Origin of the sequence: Bradyrhizobium sp. UFLA01-814, from assembly GCF_046718885.1 — a bacterium.
Lineage (GTDB): Bacteria > Pseudomonadota > Alphaproteobacteria > Rhizobiales > Xanthobacteraceae > Bradyrhizobium > Bradyrhizobium elkanii.
Genome location: NZ_JAQOSR010000001.1, coordinates 23,678 through 43,441, shown reverse-complemented (window position 1 = coordinate 43,441; position 19,764 = coordinate 23,678). Strand labels below are relative to the sequence as shown.

22 protein-coding genes are annotated in these 19,764 nt (G+C 65.2%); 16 read left to right on the top strand and 6 right to left on the bottom strand.

Features of this window, described 5'->3' with window-relative positions; all coding sequences use genetic code 11:
* Positions 1-127: 127 nt before the first annotated feature.
* Positions 128-931 (bottom strand): SDR family NAD(P)-dependent oxidoreductase, encoded by an 804-nt coding sequence (locus PMN64_RS00210; RefSeq protein ID WP_411779152.1) that lies wholly within the window; start codon positions 929-931, stop codon positions 128-130.
* Between the two features lie 124 nt (positions 932-1,055).
* Here PMN64_RS00210 and PMN64_RS00205 point away from each other — a divergent pair, with 124 nt between their 5' ends.
* From PMN64_RS00205 to PMN64_RS00190, 4 genes are all read left to right on the top strand, one after another.
* A complete protein-coding gene (locus PMN64_RS00205; protein WP_411779151.1) occupies positions 1,056-2,006 on the top strand; it encodes a GlxA family transcriptional regulator in 951 nt (316 codons plus the stop codon).
* 255 nt (positions 2,007-2,261) lie between these two features.
* Entirely contained in the window at positions 2,262-2,729 is a 468-nt protein-coding gene (rplU, locus tag PMN64_RS00200; RefSeq protein WP_016847849.1) for a 50S ribosomal protein L21, read from the top strand.
* A gap of 102 nt (positions 2,730-2,831) precedes the next feature.
* A complete protein-coding gene (rpmA, locus tag PMN64_RS00195; RefSeq protein ID WP_016847848.1) occupies positions 2,832-3,101 on the top strand; it encodes a 50S ribosomal protein L27 in 270 nt (89 codons plus the stop codon).
* Positions 3,102-3,272: 171 nt separating this feature from the next.
* The gene (locus tag PMN64_RS00190; RefSeq protein ID WP_016847847.1) at positions 3,273-3,869 is read left to right on the top strand and encodes a GNAT family N-acetyltransferase; all 597 of its coding nucleotides are present in this window, start codon (positions 3,273-3,275) and stop codon (positions 3,867-3,869) included.
* A 105-nt stretch (positions 3,870-3,974) separates the two neighbouring features.
* On the opposite strand, the gene PMN64_RS00185 is transcribed toward PMN64_RS00190, so the two are convergent.
* Positions 3,975-4,889, bottom strand: coding sequence for a DMT family transporter (locus PMN64_RS00185; RefSeq protein WP_411779150.1), 915 nt, complete (start codon positions 4,887-4,889; stop codon positions 3,975-3,977).
* 154 nt (positions 4,890-5,043) lie between these two features.
* Between PMN64_RS00185 and PMN64_RS00180 the strand changes: the two genes are divergently transcribed.
* From PMN64_RS00180 to PMN64_RS00125, 12 genes are all read left to right on the top strand, one after another.
* Positions 5,044-5,523, top strand: coding sequence for a MaoC family dehydratase (locus tag PMN64_RS00180; protein ID WP_411779149.1), 480 nt, complete (start codon positions 5,044-5,046; stop codon positions 5,521-5,523).
* A 101-nt stretch (positions 5,524-5,624) separates the two neighbouring features.
* A complete protein-coding gene (gene obgE, locus PMN64_RS00175) occupies positions 5,625-6,674 on the top strand; it encodes a GTPase ObgE (protein ID WP_411779148.1) in 1,050 nt (349 codons plus the stop codon).
* 82 nt (positions 6,675-6,756) lie between these two features.
* Positions 6,757-7,899, top strand: a complete 1,143-nt coding sequence (gene proB / locus PMN64_RS00170; protein ID WP_028340793.1) for a glutamate 5-kinase — start codon at positions 6,757-6,759, stop codon at positions 7,897-7,899.
* A gap of 123 nt (positions 7,900-8,022) precedes the next feature.
* Positions 8,023-9,315 (top strand): glutamate-5-semialdehyde dehydrogenase, encoded by a 1,293-nt coding sequence (locus tag PMN64_RS00165; protein ID WP_028340794.1) that lies wholly within the window; start codon positions 8,023-8,025, stop codon positions 9,313-9,315.
* 45 nt (positions 9,316-9,360) lie between these two features.
* Complete coding sequence (locus tag PMN64_RS00160; RefSeq protein ID WP_028340795.1) at positions 9,361-9,984, top strand: nicotinate-nucleotide adenylyltransferase; 624 nt, start codon at positions 9,361-9,363, stop codon at positions 9,982-9,984.
* Positions 9,985-10,170: 186 nt separating this feature from the next.
* Positions 10,171-10,539: a ribosome silencing factor gene (gene rsfS / locus PMN64_RS00155; RefSeq protein ID WP_028340796.1), complete on the top strand. Its 369-nt coding sequence runs from the start codon at positions 10,171-10,173 to the stop codon at positions 10,537-10,539.
* A 50-nt stretch (positions 10,540-10,589) separates the two neighbouring features.
* The gene (rlmH, locus tag PMN64_RS00150; protein WP_411779147.1) at positions 10,590-11,072 is read left to right on the top strand and encodes a 23S rRNA (pseudouridine(1915)-N(3))-methyltransferase RlmH; all 483 of its coding nucleotides are present in this window, start codon (positions 10,590-10,592) and stop codon (positions 11,070-11,072) included.
* Positions 11,073-11,112: 40 nt separating this feature from the next.
* Positions 11,113-12,519, top strand: a complete 1,407-nt coding sequence (locus PMN64_RS00145; RefSeq protein ID WP_411779146.1) for a murein hydrolase activator EnvC family protein — start codon at positions 11,113-11,115, stop codon at positions 12,517-12,519.
* The gene (locus tag PMN64_RS00140; RefSeq protein WP_411779145.1) at positions 12,516-13,883 is read left to right on the top strand and encodes a S41 family peptidase; all 1,368 of its coding nucleotides are present in this window, start codon (positions 12,516-12,518) and stop codon (positions 13,881-13,883) included. Before PMN64_RS00145 ends, PMN64_RS00140 begins: the two co-directional genes overlap by 4 nt.
* A gap of 152 nt (positions 13,884-14,035) precedes the next feature.
* Complete coding sequence (locus tag PMN64_RS00135; protein ID WP_411779144.1) at positions 14,036-15,250, top strand: divergent polysaccharide deacetylase family protein; 1,215 nt, start codon at positions 14,036-14,038, stop codon at positions 15,248-15,250.
* A gap of 81 nt (positions 15,251-15,331) precedes the next feature.
* Positions 15,332-15,835, top strand: a complete 504-nt coding sequence (locus tag PMN64_RS00130) for an RNA pyrophosphohydrolase (RefSeq protein ID WP_016843816.1) — start codon at positions 15,332-15,334, stop codon at positions 15,833-15,835.
* Between the two features lie 33 nt (positions 15,836-15,868).
* The gene (locus PMN64_RS00125) at positions 15,869-16,369 is read left to right on the top strand and encodes an RNA pyrophosphohydrolase (protein ID WP_411779143.1); all 501 of its coding nucleotides are present in this window, start codon (positions 15,869-15,871) and stop codon (positions 16,367-16,369) included.
* On the opposite strand, the gene PMN64_RS00120 is transcribed toward PMN64_RS00125, so the two are convergent.
* The 4 genes from PMN64_RS00120 to atpD all read right to left on the bottom strand — a co-directional run bounded on the left by PMN64_RS00120 (position 16,327) and on the right by atpD (position 19,753).
* Complete coding sequence (locus PMN64_RS00120; RefSeq protein WP_411779142.1) at positions 16,327-17,322, bottom strand: helix-turn-helix domain-containing protein; 996 nt, start codon at positions 17,320-17,322, stop codon at positions 16,327-16,329. The genes PMN64_RS00125 and PMN64_RS00120 overlap by 43 nt on opposite strands.
* Positions 17,323-17,335: 13 nt before the next feature.
* Positions 17,336-17,689: a hypothetical protein gene (locus tag PMN64_RS00115; protein ID WP_411779239.1), complete on the bottom strand. Its 354-nt coding sequence runs from the start codon at positions 17,687-17,689 to the stop codon at positions 17,336-17,338.
* A 96-nt stretch (positions 17,690-17,785) separates the two neighbouring features.
* Positions 17,786-18,193, bottom strand: a complete 408-nt coding sequence (locus PMN64_RS00110) for a F0F1 ATP synthase subunit epsilon (RefSeq protein ID WP_028340802.1) — start codon at positions 18,191-18,193, stop codon at positions 17,786-17,788.
* 117 nt (positions 18,194-18,310) lie between these two features.
* Complete coding sequence (atpD, locus tag PMN64_RS00105) at positions 18,311-19,753, bottom strand: F0F1 ATP synthase subunit beta (RefSeq protein ID WP_016843821.1); 1,443 nt, start codon at positions 19,751-19,753, stop codon at positions 18,311-18,313.
* Positions 19,754-19,764: the final 11 nt, after the last annotated feature.

Genomic DNA, 19,764 nt, shown 5'->3' with positions numbered 1-19,764 from the left:
GTTGGAGCATGATCTTTTCGGAAAACCGCTTCACACTTTTCCGGATCATGCTCTAACGGCGGGGAACTCAAATGGTTGCGTCCCGCGCTGCGCCGTCTGGCCGGCGCGGGACGCAATTTCGCGGGTCTCAGGCGGCTTTCACCCCGTAGCGCGCCGCGGGCGCACTGCGTGACAGGTTCGGCATCAGCCTCTGGCGGGCCGTTTCATAGGCTTGCCAATCGGCAGCCTCCGGCAGCGACGGCACGGTGATGACTTCGCCCTGGTCGAGACCGGCGAGTGCGGCGTCGACCATGTCCTCGGCCTTCATCACGATCTCGCCGGGCAGATGCGCGACCGGCGTACCGGCCACGTCCCAGAACTCGGTCGCCGTGGCCCCCGGCAGCACCGCCTGGACCCGGATGTTCTTGTCCTTGAGCTCATGCTGCAGCGACTGCGTCAAGGCGAGGACGAAAGCCTTGCTGCCGCCGTACACGCCGTTGAGCATCTCCGGCGCGACGCCGACCACCGAGGCGATGTTGACGATGGTGCCGCCGCCGCGCGCCACGAATCCCGGCACCGCCGCATAGGTCAGGCGCATCAGCGCGTCGACATTGAGCGCGATCAAGTCGCTCATCTTGTCGACGTCGGATGCGAGCAGCGGCGCGGTCGCACCGACGCCCGCATTGTTCACCAGCACGCTGATGCCGGTATTGCTGCGCAGAATGGATTCGATCCGCGACACGTCGCCGCGCTTGGCGAGGTCGGCGGCAACGATCTCGATCGATCGGCCTGTCTCCGCCGACAGACGCCTGGCAAGCCCATCGAGGCGCTCGCGGTTGCGTGCGACGAGGATCAGATCGTAGCCACGCCGTGCGAGCCGGTCCGCGTAGATGGCACCGATTCCGGACGACGCACCGGTAACGAGCGCCGTTCCTTTGGCTGACTTGGTCATGTTGGTCTCCTGTTTGACCTGAACGGCCGGACTTGGCCGTTGCTCAGGTTGTACAGGCCCCCTTGCGTGTCTCAAATGTCATATATACACCTTTTTAGGACACGCATCGTTGCTGGAGGGTTCCATGCAGCACATCGGCTTCGTCGTCTTCCCGGAATTCCAGGTGATGGGCTTCACCGCCATCACTGCCTTCGAGGTCGCCAACCTGATCGCAGGCGAGCCGTTCTATGAGGTCACGCTGCTGTCGGAGACTGGCGGCCCGGTGCGGTCATCCGCCGGCTTCAATGTCGAAACCGAAGCCTTTGGCGATCGCAGCTTCGACACGCTGTTCGTTGGCGCCGGCACCGAGCTGCATCCGGCGTCATCGAAGCTGACCGACTATGTTCGCCGCGCCATGACGGCGTCACAGCGCATCGCCGCGCCCTGCGTTGGCGCCTTCTCGCTCGCCGAAGCCGGCCTGCTCGACGGCCGGCGCGTCTCCACGCATTGGCAATACGCCGCCGAGCTGCAGGCGCGCTTTCCCAAGCTGAAAGTCGAGCAGGATCGCATCTACATCGTCGACGGACCGATCTGGACCTCGGCCGGCATGACCGCGACGATCGATCTGGCGCTGGCGATGGTCGAGCATGATCTCGGCGTCGAGGTCGCCCGTTCGGTGGCGCGCAAGCTCGTCGTCTATCACCGCCGCACCGGCGGACAGTCGCAGTTTTCGGCGCTGCTCGAGCTCGACCCGAAATCCGATCGTATCCAGAACGCGCTCAACTACGCCAAGGCGCATCTGCGCAACGAACTCTCGGTCGAGGAGTTGGCCGCCGTCGCACGGCTCAGCCCGCGCCAGTTCAGCCGCGCCTTCCGTTCAGAGACCGGCGAGTCACCGGCCAAGGCGATCGAGCAGCTCCGGGTCGAGGCGGCGCGCGAACTGATCGGAGACGGCCGCCATTCGATGGGCGAAATTGCCGGTGAGACCGGCTTTGCCGACCGCGAACGGATGCGGCGGGCGTTCTTGCGGGTGCTGGGCCAGCCGCCCCAGACCATCCGCCGCCACGCGCGGGCCGCGGCACAGACCGCGGCCTGAGGGTCGATTCGGACCAAAACCGCGCCAAACCCTTCATTTTTGGCCGGTTTTTGCCCTGCTTTACCTTGACTCTCGGTCGATTGCGGCTATAAGTCCGCCCATCCGGCGCGGGGATTTCTCGCGCCGATCGTTTTTGTGCGATCCAGTTTGGGAATTCATTCCCTTCGCGCGAAACACATAACCCATAGCGACTGAACAAAAAGCCGACCCGGGCGATCCGTCCGAGGCCGGAACCGAACACGAAGGAATCAAACGATGTTCGCAGTCATCAAAACCGGCGGCCGGCAGTACCGGGTCGTTCCGAATGATGTACTCGAGATAGGCAAGATCGCCGGCGATGTCGGCACGATCGTGCAGCTTGGCGAAGTTCTGGTGCTCGGCGGTGACACGCCGGTGCTGGGAACGCCCACCGTCGCAGGCGCGTCCGTTGCAGCCGAAGTGCTGCAGCACAAGCGCGGCGCCAAGGTGATCGCGTTCAAGAAGCGTCGCCGCAAGAATTCACGCCGCAAGCGCGGCTATCGCGACGAGCTCACGGTGCTTCGCATCACCGAGATCCTCGCCGATAACGCCAAGCCGACCGTCGGCCCGCGGCCGAAGAAGGAAAAGGTCGCAGCGCCCGCCGATGGCGAGGACGCCGCGCCGAAGGCGGCCAAGAAGAAGGCGCCCGCAAAGGCGCCGGCCGCCAAGAAGGCTCCGGCCAAGAAGGCCGCGGCCAAGGCTTGAGAAGAAGTGATCGTCGCGCTTTCAGATGTGAAGCGTGACAAAACGTGAAATGATTCCGTCAAGGAATTCATCTAGAGATCAAAGCGAAGTCGGAGACGAGCTATGGCTCATAAAAAAGCAGGCGGTTCATCGCGCAACGGACGTGATTCCAAGGGCAAGCGCCTTGGCATCAAGGCGTTCGGTGGCGAGCGCGTGATCCCCGGAAACATCATCGCGCGTCAGCGCGGCACCACCTGGCATCCTGGCCTTAATGTCGGCATGGGCACCGATCATACTCTCTTCGCCAAGGTCGAGGGTCATGTCGAGTTCCGTGCCAAAGCCAACGGCCGCACATTCGTATCGGTTATTCCGATGGCAGAGGCGGCCGAGTAGACGGTGGACACACATGAGTCCGCCGGGTCCTGTTGAACCGGCGGAGTCGCAAAGGGCTCCAAGGGGAGGCGGGATGACCGGCCTCCCCTTTTTGTTGCGCGCGTTCCACTTCGACCGCGCGTGACGTTCCAAGCGTTGCGTAACGATTTTTTCGCATCACAGGAGCTCGACATGTTGCAGGACATCCCGACGCCGACCTTGCGCGAGGCAAGAGCATGCGTCCTCGAGACCGAACGGCTGACATTGCGCAAGCCGACGCTCGCGGACGTAAAAGCAATCGCACGCCTCGCCAATGACCGCCGCATCGCGGAGAACACCCGCCGCCTGCCGCATCCCTATACCCACGACGACGCCATCGACTTCGTGCGCGCGCTCGGCGCCGGCGGACGCGAAACCGTTTTCCTGATCGAAAACAATCACACGCCGATCGGCATGGTCGGCATCGACTGGCGCGAGGAGACATCGGCCGAACTCGGCTACTGGCTCGGCGTCGACTATTGGGGCCAGGGTTTTGGCACCGAGGCCGCGCGCGCAGTGATCGACTATTTCTTCGAGGAATTCGATCTCGACCAGCTGATCTCGGGCGCCCGCGTCGTCAATCCGTCGTCGCGCAACATCCTCGAGAAGTGCGGCTTCCAGTGGGGCGGCGTCGAGCTGCACCGCTTCGAGGCGCTGGGCTCATCGAGCCCGGTCGACTGCTTCCGCCTGTCGCGCGGCGTCTGGGCGTCGCTGAAGAGCTGGAACAACTCGACCCGGCGAGAGAGCTAGCCCCCGTCATTGCGAGGAGCAAAGCGACGAAGCAATCCATCTCTCCGCTTGTGGCGCCATGGATTGCTTCGCTTCGCTCGCAATGACGGAATTTGTCGAACAACCTTACGCCGGCGGATTGATCGCGGAGTCCGGGCGTCCAAGCTGCTGCTCGCGCACGAAGATGTAGAGGCCGGCCGCGATGATAACAGCGGCGCCGATGATGGTGGCCCAGGACGGCACGTCGCCGAACACCACGAAGCCGAAGATCACCGCCCAGACGATCATCGAATATTGGTACGGCACCACCACGCTCGCCGGCGCGAGCTTCAGCGAACGATTGACGCAAAGCAGCGCCGCGACCGAGATGATGCCGGCAGTGAAGAACAGCACGAGGCTGCCCGCTGATGGCGTCACCCAGCCGAACGGCGACAGCACGAGGCCCAGGATGAACGTGCCGCCGAACTGCGACGTCGCCAGCACGATATCGGGCGTCGCGCGCAGCGAGCGCGTGATCAGCATCAGCACCGCAAACGACAGGCTGCCGCCGAGCGCGATCATCGCCGGCCAGCTGATCGTCTGCGCCGACGGCCGGAGCGCGATCAGCACCCCGCAGAAGCCGACCAGGATCGCGGTCCAGCGCCGCCAGCCGATATGCTCGCCGAGCACGAGGCCCGACATCGCGGTGACGAAGATCGGTCCGGCCAGATAGTAGGTGATGACGTCGGCGAGCGGCAGATAGACGGTCGCCAGGAAGAATGCCGCAACCTCCAGCGTCGACAGCGTGACGCGCAGCAATTGCAGCCACGGCCGTTCCAGATGCAGAAAATCCGCGCGCCGCTGCCATACGATCGGCAGCAGCACGAGCAGCGCCGCGCAGGCGCGCAGCCACAGCAATTGCCCGACCGAATAGGTGGCGACGATGAATTTGCCCATCGCGTCGCCGAACGAGAACATGAAGATCGACAGCAGCATCAACCCGATGCCGGCGAGCCGCGCCGATCGGTCGTCGTAGGAGGACAGTTTTGCGAACAGGCTCATGAGCAGACTTGCGCTTTTGTTCCGGAGTCGTCCGGTTTTAAAGACGTGGATGCCCGGGACAAGCCCGGGCATGACGAATTGAACGGATTGCCGCACCTGCGTCGCTGCGATACCGGTAGCTGATCCCGGCAACAAAAAGAGCAGGAAACGCCGCATGAGCGACTTCGACCCCACCCAGCATCGCATGGTCCCCGCGCAGCGCTGGTTCGAGGATTTCGTGCTCGGCGAGCGCTTCGTGATTCCGAGCCGGACCCAGACCTCGGCGGTGTTCGCGGCGTTCCAGACCGCCAGCGGCGATACCCATCCGATCCATTACGACGTCGAATATTGCCGCACGCGCGGCATGCCTGATTTGCTCGCCCACGGCTTCCAGACCCTGGTGCACACCGCGCCCGGCGCCGGATTGTTTCCCTATGTCGTCGAGGAATCGCTGATCGGCTTCCTCGAGCAATCGAGCAAGTTCCTGAAGCCGGTCTATGCCGGCGATACCATCTACCCCGCGCTTGAGGTGATCGAGCTGTCGCCGGGCAAGACCACCGGCGTCGTGACGCTGCGCTCGACCGTGCACAACCAGCGCCGCGAGCTGGTGCTGGAGGGGATACAGAAATTCCTGGTCCGGCGGCGGCCTGCTTAGCCGCAGGGACCGTAAAAAGGCCCGAAAATTAAGGCTTTTCGCCGAAGTCAGGGCCTTTCCGGGTTGCCGCCGCGGCCACCCTGCCCTAACTAGAGCGGATCATGAAATTCCTCGATGAAGCCAAGGTCTATATTCGCTCGGGCGACGGCGGCAACGGCTGCGTCGCGTTCCGGCGCGAGAAGTTCATCGAGTTCGGCGGTCCTTCCGGCGGCAACGGCGCCCGCGGCGGCGACGTCATCATCGAGTCCGTCGACGGACTGAACACGCTAATCGACTACCGCTACCAGCAGCACTTCAAGGCCCAGAAGGGCGGCAATGGCATGGGCAAGGACCGCCATGGCGCCAACGGCAAGTCGATCGTGCTGAAAGTGCCTGTTGGCACCCAGGTGTTCGACGAGGACCGCGAGACCCTGCTGCACGACTTCACCGAGCTCGGCGAGACGTTCGTGCTGGCCAAGGGCGGCAATGGCGGCTTCGGCAACGCGCATTTCAAATCCTCCACCAACCGCGCGCCGCGCAACGCCAATCCCGGCGCGCCGGGCGAAGAGCGCTGGATCTGGCTGCGGCTGAAGCTGATCGCCGATGCCGGGCTGGTGGGCCTGCCGAATGCCGGCAAATCGACCTTCCTCTCGGTGGTCAGCGCGGCACGGCCGAAGATCGCCGACTATCCCTTCACCACGCTGCATCCGCAGCTCGGCGTGGTGAATTTCGGCGGCCGCGAATTCGTGCTCGCCGACATCCCCGGGCTGATCGAAGGCGCGCATGAAGGCGCCGGCCTCGGCGACCGCTTCCTCGGCCATGTCGAGCGCTGCCGCGTGCTGCTGCATCTGGTCGATGCGACCTGCGAGCATGCTGGCAAGGCCTACAAGACTGTGCGTACCGAGCTCGAGGCATATGAAGGCCAGCTCGCCGACAAGATCGAGATCGTCGCGCTCAACAAGATCGACGCGGTCGCGCCCGACGAACTGAAGAAGCAGAAGGAACGCCTCAAGCGGGCGGCGAAGAAGACGCCGCTGCTGTTGTCAGGCGCGACCGGCGAAGGCGTGCAGGATGCGCTGCGCGCGCTGGTCGACGTGATCGGCGAAGCGCCGGTGTCCAACAAGGCCAAGGGCCAGGCGGACCCGTGGGCGACGCCGGTGCCGCAGGGTTGAACGGCACAAGCCGCGCAACGCCTGGACTTCCCAAGCCACATTGTGGCGTCTATTGCTTCCACCTTCCTGCCAGACCAAATCCATGAAACGCCCCGCGCTCAAGAACTTTCGCCGCATCGTCGTCAAGGTCGGCTCATCGCTGCTGGTCGACTCGCAGGCCGGCGAAGTGCGCGCGTCCTGGCTCGCCGCGCTGGTCGAGGACATCGCAAAGCTGCACAAGCGGGGCTGCGAGGTCATGGTGGTGTCGTCGGGCTCGATCGCACTCGGCCGCAGCCGCCTGAAGCTGCCGCGCGGCCCGCTGAAGCTCGAAGAGAGCCAGGCTGCCGCAGCGGTCGGCCAGATCGCGCTGGCGCGGATCTGGTCGGAGGTGCTCGGCCATCACGACATCGGCGCCGGGCAGATCCTGGTGACGCTGCAGGACACCGAGGAGCGCCGCCGCTATCTCAACGCGCGCTCGACGATCGCCAAGCTGCTGGAATGGGGCGCGGTGCCCGTGATCAACGAGAACGACACGGTCGCGACCACCGAGATCCGCTACGGCGACAATGATCGCCTCGCCGCGCGCGTCGCCACCATGGCGAGCGCCGATCTTCTGATCCTGCTGTCCGATATCGACGGCCTCTACACCGCGCCGCCCGCGCTCGATCCCGACGCCAAGCTGATCCCGGTGGTCGAAAGCATCACCTCGGAGATCGAGGGGATGGCCGGCTCGGCAGGCTCGGAGCTGTCGCGCGGCGGCATGACCACCAAGATCGAGGCCGCGAAGATCGCGACCACCGCCGGCACCCACATGCTGATCGCGTCCGGCAAGATCGAGCATCCGCTTGCTGCGATCGCCGATGGCGGCCGCTGCACCTGGTTCCTGACGCCCGCCAATCCCGTCACCGCGCGAAAACGCTGGATCGCTGGCTCGCTCGAGCCGAAGGGCACGCTGACCATCGATGCCGGCGCGGTGGCGGCGCTGCGCGCCGGCAAGAGCCTGCTGCCGGCCGGCGTGATCCGGGTCGACGGCCAGTTCGCCCGCGGCGATGCCGTGGTGGTCCGCGGCCCCGACACCCATGAGATCGGCCGCGGCCTGGTCGCCTACGACGCCGAGAACGCCGAGAAGATCAAGGGCCGCTCCTCGCCCGACGTGATGGCCATTCTGGGCATCAGCGGCCGCTCCGAGATGATCCATCGCGACGACCTCGTGATCGGCCCGGCCGGCACGATCCCGCCCAAATAAGCCACTGGATAGGCCATTGGCCGAGCGGGGCGGCCTGCCGCCCACCTGCCATGCCGGTTCCGCGCCTCGCCACCCTTCAATTGCCATGCTAGAACATGGCCTTAGTCCAAAGCTGGTAGTTTCATGAGCGCCCCCCTGAAGGCGATCGACGGCAACGCCGATCTTACTGCCCTGATGACCGACCTCGCCGCCAAGGCGCGCGCCGCGGCGCGCGTGCTGGCGCTGGCGCCGCCGGAGCAGAAGGACCGGGCGCTCGCCGCGATCGAACGCGCGATCCGCGCCAACGCGCCGGCCATCCTCGCCGCCAATGCGGAGGATGTCGCCGAGGCGCGCGCGGGCGGCATGAGCTCTGCCTTCGTCGACCGCCTGACGCTGACCCAGGCGCGCGTCGCCGGCATGGCCGATGGCGTTGCGACCGTGCGCGAGATCATCGATCCGGTCGGCGCCGTCACCGAAAGCTGGCAGCGGCCGAACGGCATGACCATCGAACGCGTCCGCGTGCCGCTCGGCGTGATCGGCGTGATCTTCGAGAGCCGCCCCAACGTCGCCGCCGACGCCGGTGTGCTGTGCCTGAAGTCCGGCAACGCCGTGATCCTGCGCGGCGGCTCGGACAGTTTCCGCTCCTGCCGCGCGATCCATGCTTGCCTGGTGCAGGGCCTGCGCGAAGCCGGCCTGCCTGAGGCCGCGATCACCCTGGTGCCGACCCGCGACCGCGCGGCCGTCGGCCTGATGCTGACGGGATTGAACGGCGGCATCGATGTGATCGTGCCGCGCGGCGGCAAGAGCCTCGTCGCACGCGTCGAGGCGGAGGCACGCGTGCCGGTGTTCGCGCATCTCGAAGGCGTCAACCACATCTACGTCGATGCCAGTGCGAAGCTCGACATGGCAAAGTCGGTCGTACTGAACGCCAAGATGCGCCGTCCCGGCGTCTGCGGCGCCGTCGAGACCCTGCTGGTCGATCGCAAGGCTGCCGGGACGCAGCTGAAACCGCTGGTCGAGCTGTTGATCGATGCAGGCTGCGAGGTGCGCGGCGACGACGTCGTGCAGGGCGTCGATGCGAGGGTGAAGCCCGCATCCGACGAGGACTGGGACACCGAATATGAGGACGCGATCATCTCGGCGAAGATCGTCGACGGTCTCGACGAAGCGATTGCGCATATTCAAAATCACGGCTCGCACCACACCGATGCGATCGTGACGGAGGATGCCGCGGCCGCGCGAAGATTTCTCAACGAAGTCGATTCGGCGATCGTGCTGCATAACGCCTCGACCCAGTTCGCCGACGGCGGCGAGTTCGGCTTCGGCGCGGAGATCGGAATTGCCACCGGCAAATTCCACGCCCGCGGGCCCGTCGGCGCCGAGCAGCTGACGAGCTTCAAGTACCGCGTCCACGGCACCGGGCAGACGCGGCCGTGATCATTGTCGCACGCGCACGGTAAGCCATTGCAGCAAGCATCGAGCGTGTCGTTATCCGCAGCCCAGGCGCTTCCGTTCTATACCAACGGCATGCGCATCGGGCTGCTTGGCGGCTCGTTCAATCCGCCGCACGCCGCGCATCGCGCCATCAGCCTGTTTGCGCTCAAGCGCCTGCAGCTCGACCGCGTGTGGTGGCTGCTGACGCCGGGCAATCCGCTGAAGAACCATGACGGCCTGCACGCGCTTGCCGAGCGCGCCGAGGCCGCGCGCCGCGTTGCCGACGATCCGCGCATCGACATCAGCTGTCTCGAAGCTGTCATTGGCGTCAGCTACACTGTGGACACGATCATCCACTTGCGCCGCCGTGTCTCCGGCGTGCACTTCGTCTGGATCATGGGCGCTGACAATCTCGCGCAATTTCATCGCTGGAAAGATTGGCGGCGCATCGCGTCCGATGTGCCGATTGCCGTGATCGACCGTCCGCCGCAAAGCTTCCGCGCCCTTGCCGCACCGGCGGCGCAGGCGCTCGCGCGCTATCGCATGCCCGAAAATCAGGCGACACGGCTGGCCGACCAGCAGGCGCCGGCCTGGGTGTTCCTGACAGGAATGAAATCCAATCTGTCTTCGACCGGACTTCGGAACCCGGACGGGAGCTGGAGAACGGGATGAGGCGCAAAAGGGTTACTGGAATATTGAAACCATTAACCCCACATGCGTAGTATGGTGCGTGGGGCCGAGGATTCGGCACCCGCGATACAGTGAAAGGAATGGTCCCTGGCCACATCTGTATTGTCAAAGTCTGTTTTACCCAAGGTTCCAAAGACTGCGCGTAAAACATCGACGAAAACCGCGGCCTTGCAGGCGCAACCGGACGCCGACAAACCGGATGCCAACAAGACGCTGAGCCTGATCCTCTCCCGCCTCGAGGACATGAAGGCGGAAGAGACGGTCACCATCGACCTTCGGGGCAAATCCGCATATTCCGACTACATGATCGTCACCACGGGCCGTGTGAACCGGCACGTTGGCGCGATCGCGGAAAATGTGACGAAGAGCCTCAAGGAGAACGGGATCAGGAACATCCATGTCGAGGGCTTGCCCAATTGCGACTGGGTGCTGATCGATTCCGGCGACGTGATCGTGCATGTGTTCAGGCCTGAGGTGCGCGAGTTCTACAATCTCGAGCGGTTGTGGACTCAGAACCCGGCGGTCGCGGCGGTCTAAGGGGTATCGTAGCCGATGCGAATCGGCTGCAGCGCAGCTAGTCTGCGTTGATGCGCCTTGTCGTGATCTGCATCGGCCGTCTGAAACAGGGCCCTGAACGGGAGCTCGCCGAGCGTTACCGCGAGCGCTTCGAGGATATCGGCCGCAAGCTCGGGTTTCGCGGCCTCGAGATCCATGAGATCGCGGAAAGCCGCGCGCGCGACACCGCCGCGCGCATTGCCGAAGAAGCTGCGGCGATCTCCGCGCTGCTGCCTGAGAAGCACGCGCTGGTCGCGCTCGACGAACGCGGCAAGAGCATCGATAGCGCGAGCTTTGCCCAGCAGCTCGGCCGCTGGCGCGACGAGGGAACAGCACATACTGTCTTCGTGATCGGCGGCGCGGACGGACTTTCGCCTGAATTGCAGCGCAAGGCTTTGTTGCGAATTGCATTCGGCTCCGCGACCTGGCCGCATCAAATGGTCCGCGTCATGCTTTTGGAACAGATTTATCGCGCCGCGACCATTTTGGCCGGCCACCCCTATCATCGCGCGTAAGGCGTGGTGACGGACAGTCGAAAGCGCTGAACTCACGCGAATGCAGCACAAGCGGGACACAGCTTCGTATTCGGCTTCGCATGTCGGCACCGCGCGCCGCCGCTGGCTGCCGGCATCGCTGCCGCTGTCGATCGCGATGTTCGCCGCCTATCCGCTGGCCGCGGCGCATGCGCAAGCGACACCACCCGCACAACAGCCCGCGCCGCCCGCACAGCAGGCCGCGACAGCAGAGACATCGCCCGACGCGATCAAGCAGCGCGAGCAGGAACTCGAGGCCGCGCGCGAGCAGCAGCGCAAGGCGACCGAGCTGCAGGAGAAGCTGAAGGCCGATATCGCCGCGATCGGCCAGGACCGCAGCAAGCTCAATCAGCAGCTGATCGACATTGCCGGCCAGGTGCGCGGCGTCGAGACCCGGACCGCGGACGCCGAGGCCCGCCTGCAGCCGCTCGACGGCCGTGAGCGCGAAATCCGCGCCTCGCTCGATTCACGCCGCTCCGAGGTGATCGAGGTGCTGGCCGCGCTGCAGCGCGCCGGGCGGCGCACGCCGCCGGCGCTGCTGGTGCGGCCCGAGGACGCGCTGCAATCGCTACGCACCGCGATGCTGCTCGGCGCCGTGGTGCCGGAGTTGCGCGTCCGCGCCGAGAAGCTTGCGGCCGATCTCGGCGAACTGGTGGCGCTGCGCAAGACCATCTCGACCGAACGCGATGCGCTTGCGGCCGACCGCGACAAGCTGAGGGAAGACCAGACCCGGCTGGCGGCGCTGGTCGACGAACGGCAGCGGCAGCAGAGCGCGGCCGAAAAGGACATGGAGGCCGAAGGCGCCCGCGCCATCGCGCTGTCGAAGCAGGCCGACAATCTGCAGAGCCTGATCGCCAAGATGGAGCAGGACCTCAAGAGCGCAGCCAAGGCCGCCGCCACGGCCAGCCTCCAGGGAGCGCCGGCGACGGTTAACGGCAAGCCGAATCTGGGGGCGCTGAAGGACCCGGCCCGCATGAGCCCGGCGGTCGCTTTCGCCTCGGCCAAAGGCCTGTTCTCCTATCCCGTGAATGGCACCAAGATTCGCGAATTTGGCGGTTCCGACGGCGCGGGGGGCGTACAAAAAGGCATTTCTTTGGCAGCCAAGCCGGGCGCGCAGGTCACAACCCCGTGTGACGGCTGGGTTGTTTACGCTGGTCCTTTCCGCAGCTATGGACAACTCTTGATCCTCAATGCCGGGGGCGGGTATCATGTCCTGATCGCCGGGATGGAGCGTATTTCGGTAAACATCGGCCAGTTTGTACTTACGGGGGAGCCGGTTGCGACCATGGGGTCGACGTCCCAAGTTGCATCCATTCTCGCCACCAATGCGAGCCAGCCAGTGCTCTATGTCGAGTTCCGGAAAGACGGCACTCCAATCGATCCAGGTCCATGGTGGGCCGCAAATGAAGGCGAAAAGGTTCGCGGATGATGCGCAAGACTTCGGTAATTCTCCTTAGCGCCGCCACCGGCGCGGCCCTGACGCTTTTCGTCACGCAGCCCCGCGCTGTGCTGATGGGATCGAGCGCGCGTGCCGCGACGTCGGACACCTATCGCCAGCTCAATCTGTTCGGCGACGTGTTCGAGCGGGTGCGCAGCGACTATGTCGAGAAGCCCGATGACAGCAAGCTGGTCGAATCCGCGATCTCCGGCATGCTGTCCGGCCTCGACCCGCACTCGAGCTACATGGACGCCAAGAGCTTCCGCGACATGCAGGTGCAGACCCGCGGCGAGTTCGGCGGCCTCGGCATCGAAGTTACGATGGAAGACGGCCTGATCAAGGTGGTCTCGCCGATCGACGACACCCCGGCCTCGAAGGCCGGCATCATGGCCAACGACATCATCACGAACCTCGACGACGAGGCCGTGCAGGGCCTGACCTTGAACCAGGCCGTCGAGAAGATGCGCGGTCCGGTCAACACCAAGATCAAGCTCAAGATCATCCGCAAGGGCCAGGACAATCCGATCGACGTCACGCTGGTGCGCGACAACATCCGCGTCCGCTCGGTGCGTGCGCGCGTCGAGGCCGATGACATCGCCTATATCCGCATCACCACCTTCAACGAGCAGACCACCGAAGGCCTGAAGAAGGAGATCACCAATCTGCAGGGTCAGATCGGCGACAAGCTGAAGGGCTACGTCATCGATCTTCGCAACAACCCGGGCGGCCTGCTCGAAGAGGCGGTCACGGTGTCCGACTCCTTCCTGGAGCGTGGCGAGATCGTCTCGACCCGCGGACGCAATGCCGAGGAAACCCAGCGCCGCGCCGCCCACCCGGGCGACCTGACCAAGGGCAAGCCGGTGATCGTGCTGATCAACGGCGGCTCGGCGTCGGCCTCCGAAATCGTCGCCGGCGCGCTGCAGGACCACAAGCGGGCGACGCTGGTCGGCACCCGTTCGTTCGGCAAGGGCTCGGTGCAGACCATCATCCCGCTCGGCTCGGGCAATGGCGCGCTGCGCCTGACCACCGCGCGCTACTACACGCCGTCGGGCAAGTCGATCCAGGCCAAGGGCATCGTGCCCGATATCGAGGTGCTGCAGGACGTGCCGGAAGAGCTGAAGGCGCGCACCGACACCAAGGGCGAAGCCTCGCTGCGCGGCCATCTGAAGAACGACGGCGACGAGAAGACCGGCTCGCAGTCCTACGTCCCGCCGGACGCCAAGGACGACAAGGCGCTGAAGATGGCCGACGACCTGCTGCACGGCATCAAGTCGACCTCGAGCGCGCCAGCGGCGCCGGAGGCTGCGCGCGACAAGGCCGCGGTCGACAAGCCGGGCAACAAGGCCGCGAACTGATTTAATCCGATCGATTCGGCGAACAGGGCGGCCTTCGGGCCGCCCTTTCTGCTTTCGGTGTGTCCACCCGTAACCGTGCTTTGACGGGGAGGCCGGCGCGCGGGAATGCACCGCATCGTGCTATCGTTCGCGCTGTTGATTCGGGGAGGGTCATGGCAGAGGCGGCCGACGAACTGAGCACGCCGCTTGGGCAGAAGACCGTGGGCAGGACGCGCCGGTTTCGCCTGCCCTTCACGGCGATGCAGGCGCTCGCCGTGCTGCTCGGGCTCGTGCTGGTCGGCTTTGTCGGCATCGCGCTGTTCAACGACAACCCGCTCGGCGGCGAACCGATTGCCCGTGTCACGCTCCGCAATCCCCCGCCCGCCGCCGCTGACGACAAGCACGCTCCGGCTGCCCAGGCGGCGGCCGAACCGGCGGCCAAATCCGCCGCCAAGGCGCCGGCCGCAGCCAGCGACGCGAGAACCGTCACCATCATCGACGGCTCCAGCGGCAAGCGCCAGGACGTGGTGATCGGCGCCGGCGATCCGGCCGACAAGGCCGATGGCGATACGCCGCCACTCGCGATGACCGGCATCGATCCGCGCCTGCTGGAAAAGTCACGCTATGGCATGATCCCGGTGGTCGCCGACGGCCTGAAGCCGTTTACGGTCTACGCGGCCGAGGCTGACCGCGCCAAGGCCGCCCGCATGCCCGTGGTCGCCATCGTGGTCGCGGGCCTCGGCGTCGGCGCCGCCAAGACCACCGACGCCATCATGAAGCTGCCGCCGGCGGTGACGCTGGCCTTCACGCCCTATGGCTCCGATCCGGGCAAGCTTGCGGAACGCGCGAGGGGCCAGCGCCACGAGATCCTGCTGCAGATCCCGATGGAGCCGTTCGACTATCCCGACAACGATCCCGGGCCGCAAACCCTGCTGACCACGCTGAGCAGCGAGCAGAACCTCGACCGCTTCTATTGGCACCTGAGCCGTCTGCAAGGCTATGCCGGGATCGCCAATTTCATGGGAGGCCGGTTCGTCGCGGCCGATCCCGCGATGCAGCCCATCGTGCGCGAAGCGGCCAAGCGCGGCCTGAGCTATTTCGACGACGGTTCCACCCCGCGTAGCGTTGCGCAGAACCTTTCCGCGGGCCAGTCGTTGCCGTTCGCCAAGGCCGATTTCGCCATCGACGCGGTGCCGACGTCGGCGGAAATCGACCGCGCGCTGGTCAAGCTGGAAACGATCGCGAAGGAACGCGGCACGGCGGTGGGCGTCGCCTCGGCGTTGCCGGTCTCGATCGAGCGGCTCGGCGCCTGGCTCAAGACACTGGACTCCAAGGGCATTATGCTTGTGCCATTGACAACGGCGATGCTGAAATCAAAATCGGGCTAAAGATCAATCCGTTGGTGTTGCTCGAGACCTTGCCGGGGGGCCGGGTCGGGCGGCGCCGGAACTGTGCGAGGTAGCGGCAGCATGGCACGTTATGAAGACCTGCCCTATCGAACCTGCGTCGGCATCATGCTGCTGAATACAGCAGGGCTGGTCTTCATCGGACGCCGCGCGGGCGGCATCGAGCATGTCGACGACGCGCATGTCTGGCAGATGCCGCAAGGCGGCGTCGATCCCGGCGAGGATACGTTTCAGGCCGCGCGGCGCGAGCTCTATGAGGAGACCAGCATCAAGTCCGTGGAGAAGCTCGGCGAGGTCTCGGACTGGCTGATCTACGATATCCCGCGCACCGTCGCGGGCCGCGCCTGGAAGGGCCGCTATCGCGGACAGCGGCAAAAGTGGTTCGCGCTGCGCTTCACCGGCGATGAGAACGAGATCAACGTCGCCAATCCGGGCGGCGGCCACAAGGCCGAGTTCATCACCTGGCGCTGGGAGCCGATGAAGAATCTGCCGGAGCTGATTGTGCCGTTCAAGCGTCCGGTCTATGAGCGCGTCGTGAAGGAATTTGCCGGTCTCGCAGCCAAGTAGCCGGCCAGGTAGACGCGCGACGTAGCCACCGAGATGTCATCAGATAAGCCCTATCGCCCCAATGTGGGCATCGCGCTGTTCAACGCCGACGGACGCGTGCTGATCGGCCACCGGATCAAGGACGACGGTCCGGAGATCGTGCTGCCCGGCCTCGAATGGCAGATGCCGCAAGGCGGCATCGACGCCGGCGAGGATCCCCGCCAGGCCGTGATGCGCGAATTGTGGGAGGAGACCGGGGCGGTCAACGCCGACTATCTCGGCGAGACCGACTGGATGACCTACGAATTCCCCGCCTATGACGGGCCGGTATCGCACCGGCTGGCCAAATTCCGCGGCCAGCGGCAGAAATGGTTTGCGCTCCGCTTCACCGGACGCGACGAGGAGATCGATCCGTTGACGCCGCGCAACGGCCAGCCGGCTGAATTCGATCGATGGCGCTGGGAGCGCCTCGACCGCGTTGCCGATCTCGTGGTGCCGTTCCGCCGCGATGTCTATCGCGCGGTCGCGACCCGGTTCTCGGAATTCGCCGGCTGATCCTGCGGCGGAATGCACCGCGCGTCGCCCGGCGTCATGCCGTAGGTCGAACGGAAGACGCGATAGAAGGTCGCGATGCTGTCGAAGCCGTACGAGAACGCGATCTCGTCGATGCTGCGCTCCTGTATGGCGTAGAGCGCACGCCTCGCCGCCTTCAACCTTGCCGCCGTCAGCGTCCGCGCAAAGGACAGGCCGGTCGGCTCGAACAGCGCATGCAATTGCCGCAGCGAGATGCCGAGCTCGGCGGCGACCGCGGCCGGCGTGAGCGAGGCGCGATGCAGGTCGCGGAGCAGAATTTCGCGGGCGGCATGCAGGTAGCCCGCATGCAGCGCGGCACGGATTTCGTCCTGGCGTGGCCGCACGCGGCCGCGCGCGAGCAGCGCCAAGCGTACCATATGCGCAACATCGCCGGCGTACTGACCGGCTTGCGCGAGATCTCGCGTCATCGAGCGGAACATGGCGCCGACAAGCCGGGTCAGGCTCGCATCGCGCGCCAGCGCGACCGGCGGCGCGTCCTCGATCCGCGCGCCGAGCACGAGCTCGTCGGTGGCCGGGATCTTGAGGCTGAAGAAGTCAAAGCCATCGGTCCGTTCGGGCGTCGAGGCAAACGGAAGATTGGAATGGCCGAACACCAGGTCGCCGTTGCGCACAAACTGGACGCGATCGCGGCCGATATTCATATGGCCGGGGCCGCGCACCTGCCAGGCGAGATGCAGGCTGTTGCTCGGAACGCGCGCGATGTCGGATGCGGTCCGGCTGACGCGGTAGGAGGAGGCCGACATTTGCGCCAGCACGGCACTGCCCACCGGCGTCGCGGAGAAGCGCCCACGGAAATCGGCCCTCTTGTCGCGCTCGAGTTCGATCGTGACCCCGAACAGGCTCTTGCCCCGCACCTCGCACCAGTGCTCGAAACGGTCCTGCGGGCGGAGAGCATCGGTGGAGAAAGTCAGCACGGCAGCTTGTCCGTTATGTCAGGAATGAAATCGCGATGCGGTCGGGCCAAATCGTCATCGCGCTACAGCTTGTCATTTGTGCACGATCACTGCTGTAAACTGCTTCACAAATTGCAGGTCGTTCGTTCGGGCCGACCGCGAGGATGCCGACTTGTCGAGAAGAGGCGAGCCGCCGCAGCGTCTCTTCCTCATCGTCGGCAACCAATCGGCTCTGACCTGCAATATCGGCCGCGAGGATCGCTGCGACCTGCGCTTCATGAATACCAGCCCCGGAACCCAGATATGCCGGGGAGAATGCCGCCAGACGATCCCGCGCGCAATAAGCATTGAACGCTCGCCAGGGCGTGGCGAGCGTTGAATTATTCAAGCCTTTGCAGGCGTGATCGAAAAAAACGTGAGCTATTCCACTAAGGGGGTCGGCTCACTCGACGCAAAGGCGCGATCGCCGGTCAGCAACCGCGCCCTAGTGCATAGCCGTCGTGTTGAGCTCTTGCTGGATGCTCTTGAAGTGGTCGAGCCGCTCGATCGCGTGGTCGAGCTCGGAGCCCTCCTTCTCGGCGAGCTTCTCCTGCATCTCGTTGATCGTCTCGGCGAACTTCGCGCGATCGATGTCCGCAAGCGCGGTCGCGACGTCGGCGAGCACGGTGAGGCCCTTGTCCGAGACCTCGGCGAGGCCGCCGAGCACGATCACCTTCTCGCGCTTGCCGGCCGCCGTGATCGTCAGGATGCCCGGACGAACCGTGGCGATGACCGGAGCGTGTCCGGCGAGCACACCGAAATCACCCTCCACGCCGGGGACGTCAACCTGATCGACCTCGCCGGAGAAGGCGAGCTTTTCGGGAGAGACGAGATCGAAGTGGAAGGTGGCCATGGTCTTTCCGTTCTTTGCGCGCTCACCCGCGGGCTCGACCCGCGGGTCCATCAGTCAAAATACTTCGCGTGCGATGGATCGCCGGATCAAGTCCGGCGATGACGACATCCCAAAGCTTTAGGCGGCTTCAGCCGCCAGCTTCTTGCCCTTCTCGACGGCTTCTTCGATGGTGCCGACCATGTAGAACGCCGCTTCCGGCAGATGGTCGTACTTGCCCTGGCAGAGATCGCGGAAGCCCTTGATGGTGTCGGCGAGGTCGACGAACTTGCCGGGCGAGCCGGTGAAGACTTCGGCGACGTGGAACGGCTGCGACAGGAAGCGCTCGACCTTGCGGGCGCGGGCCACCGTCAGCTTGTCCTCTTCCGACAGTTCGTCCATGCCGAGAATGGCGATGATGTCCTGCAGCGACTTGTAGCGTTGCAGGATCTGCTGGACCATACGCGCGGTGTTGTAGTGCTCGTCACCGACGACGAGCGCTGACAGCATGCGCGAGGTCGAGTCGAGCGGGTCCACCGCCGGATAGATGCCCTTTTCCGAGATCGCGCGCGACAGCACCGTTGTGGCGTCCAAGTGCGCGAACGAGGTGGCGGGCGCCGGGTCGGTCAAGTCGTCGGCCGGCACGTAGATCGCCTGCACCGAGGTGATCGAGCCCTTCTGGGTGGTGGTGATGCGCTCCTGCAGCGCGCCCATGTCGGTCGCGAGCGTCGGCTGATAACCCACCGCCGAAGGAATACGACCGAGCAGCGCCGACACTTCCGAGCCCGCCTGGGTGAAGCGGAAGATGTTGTCGACGAAGAACAGCACGTCCTGGCCCTGGTCGCGGAAGTGCTCGGCGACGGTCAGACCGGTCAGACCGACGCGGGCGCGGGCGCCCGGCGGTTCGTTCATCTGGCCGAACACCAGTGCGCACTTCGACTTCACGCTCGGATCCGGATTGTGCGGATCGGCGTTGACCTTCGATTCGATGAACTCGTGATAGAGGTCGTTGCCCTCGCGGGTGCGCTCGCCGACGCCGGCGAACACGGAGTAACCGCCGTGCGCCTTCGCGACGTTGTTGATCAGCTCCTGAATCAGCACGGTCTTGCCGACGCCGGCGCCGCCGAACAGACCGATCTTGCCGCCCTTCGCGTACGGAGCAAGAAGATCGACGACCTTGATGCCGGTGACGAGAATTTCGGCTTCGGTCGACTGGTCGGTATAGGTCGGCGCTTCCTGATGGATGGCGCGCAGGCCGTCGGACTTGATCGGGCCGGCTTCATCGATCGGCTCGCCGATGACGTTGATGATGCGGCCCAGCGTGCCTTCGCCGACCGGCACCCGGATCGGTTCGCCGGTGTCGGTCACTTCCTGGCCGCGCACGAGGCCCTCGGTGATGTCCATCGCGATGGTGCGGACGGTCGATTCGCCGAGATGCTGCGCGACTTCGAGCACCAGGCGGTTGCCGCCGTTCTTGGTCTCGAGCGCGTTCAGAATCGCCGGAAGGTGGCCTTCGAACTGCACGTCGACCACGGCGCCCGTGACCTGGGTAACGCGACCGATCTGGTTGGCTGCTGTAGCCATGGACTGTTCTC

Coding starts and splice junctions, on each gene's coding strand:
- PMN64_RS00210 (WP_411779152.1), bottom strand. CDS start 931: ATGACCAAGTCAGCCAAAGGAACGGCGCTCGTTACCGGTGCGTCGTCC.
- PMN64_RS00205 (WP_411779151.1), top strand. CDS start 1,056: ATGCAGCACATCGGCTTCGTCGTCTTCCCGGAATTCCAGGTGATGGGC.
- rplU (WP_016847849.1), top strand. CDS start 2,262: ATGTTCGCAGTCATCAAAACCGGCGGCCGGCAGTACCGGGTCGTTCCG.
- rpmA (WP_016847848.1), top strand. CDS start 2,832: ATGGCTCATAAAAAAGCAGGCGGTTCATCGCGCAACGGACGTGATTCC.
- PMN64_RS00190 (WP_016847847.1), top strand. CDS start 3,273: ATGTTGCAGGACATCCCGACGCCGACCTTGCGCGAGGCAAGAGCATGC.
- PMN64_RS00185 (WP_411779150.1), bottom strand. CDS start 4,889: ATGAGCCTGTTCGCAAAACTGTCCTCCTACGACGACCGATCGGCGCGG.
- PMN64_RS00180 (WP_411779149.1), top strand. CDS start 5,044: ATGAGCGACTTCGACCCCACCCAGCATCGCATGGTCCCCGCGCAGCGC.
- obgE (WP_411779148.1), top strand. CDS start 5,625: ATGAAATTCCTCGATGAAGCCAAGGTCTATATTCGCTCGGGCGACGGC.
- proB (WP_028340793.1), top strand. CDS start 6,757: ATGAAACGCCCCGCGCTCAAGAACTTTCGCCGCATCGTCGTCAAGGTC.
- PMN64_RS00165 (WP_028340794.1), top strand. CDS start 8,023: ATGAGCGCCCCCCTGAAGGCGATCGACGGCAACGCCGATCTTACTGCC.
- rlmH (WP_411779147.1), top strand. CDS start 10,590: ATGCGCCTTGTCGTGATCTGCATCGGCCGTCTGAAACAGGGCCCTGAA.
- PMN64_RS00145 (WP_411779146.1), top strand. CDS start 11,113: ATGCAGCACAAGCGGGACACAGCTTCGTATTCGGCTTCGCATGTCGGC.
- PMN64_RS00140 (WP_411779145.1), top strand. CDS start 12,516: ATGATGCGCAAGACTTCGGTAATTCTCCTTAGCGCCGCCACCGGCGCG.
- PMN64_RS00135 (WP_411779144.1), top strand. CDS start 14,036: ATGGCAGAGGCGGCCGACGAACTGAGCACGCCGCTTGGGCAGAAGACC.
- PMN64_RS00130 (WP_016843816.1), top strand. CDS start 15,332: ATGGCACGTTATGAAGACCTGCCCTATCGAACCTGCGTCGGCATCATG.
- PMN64_RS00125 (WP_411779143.1), top strand. CDS start 15,869: ATGTCATCAGATAAGCCCTATCGCCCCAATGTGGGCATCGCGCTGTTC.
- PMN64_RS00110 (WP_028340802.1), bottom strand. CDS start 18,193: ATGGCCACCTTCCACTTCGATCTCGTCTCTCCCGAAAAGCTCGCCTTC.
- atpD (WP_016843821.1), bottom strand. CDS start 19,753: ATGGCTACAGCAGCCAACCAGATCGGTCGCGTTACCCAGGTCACGGGC.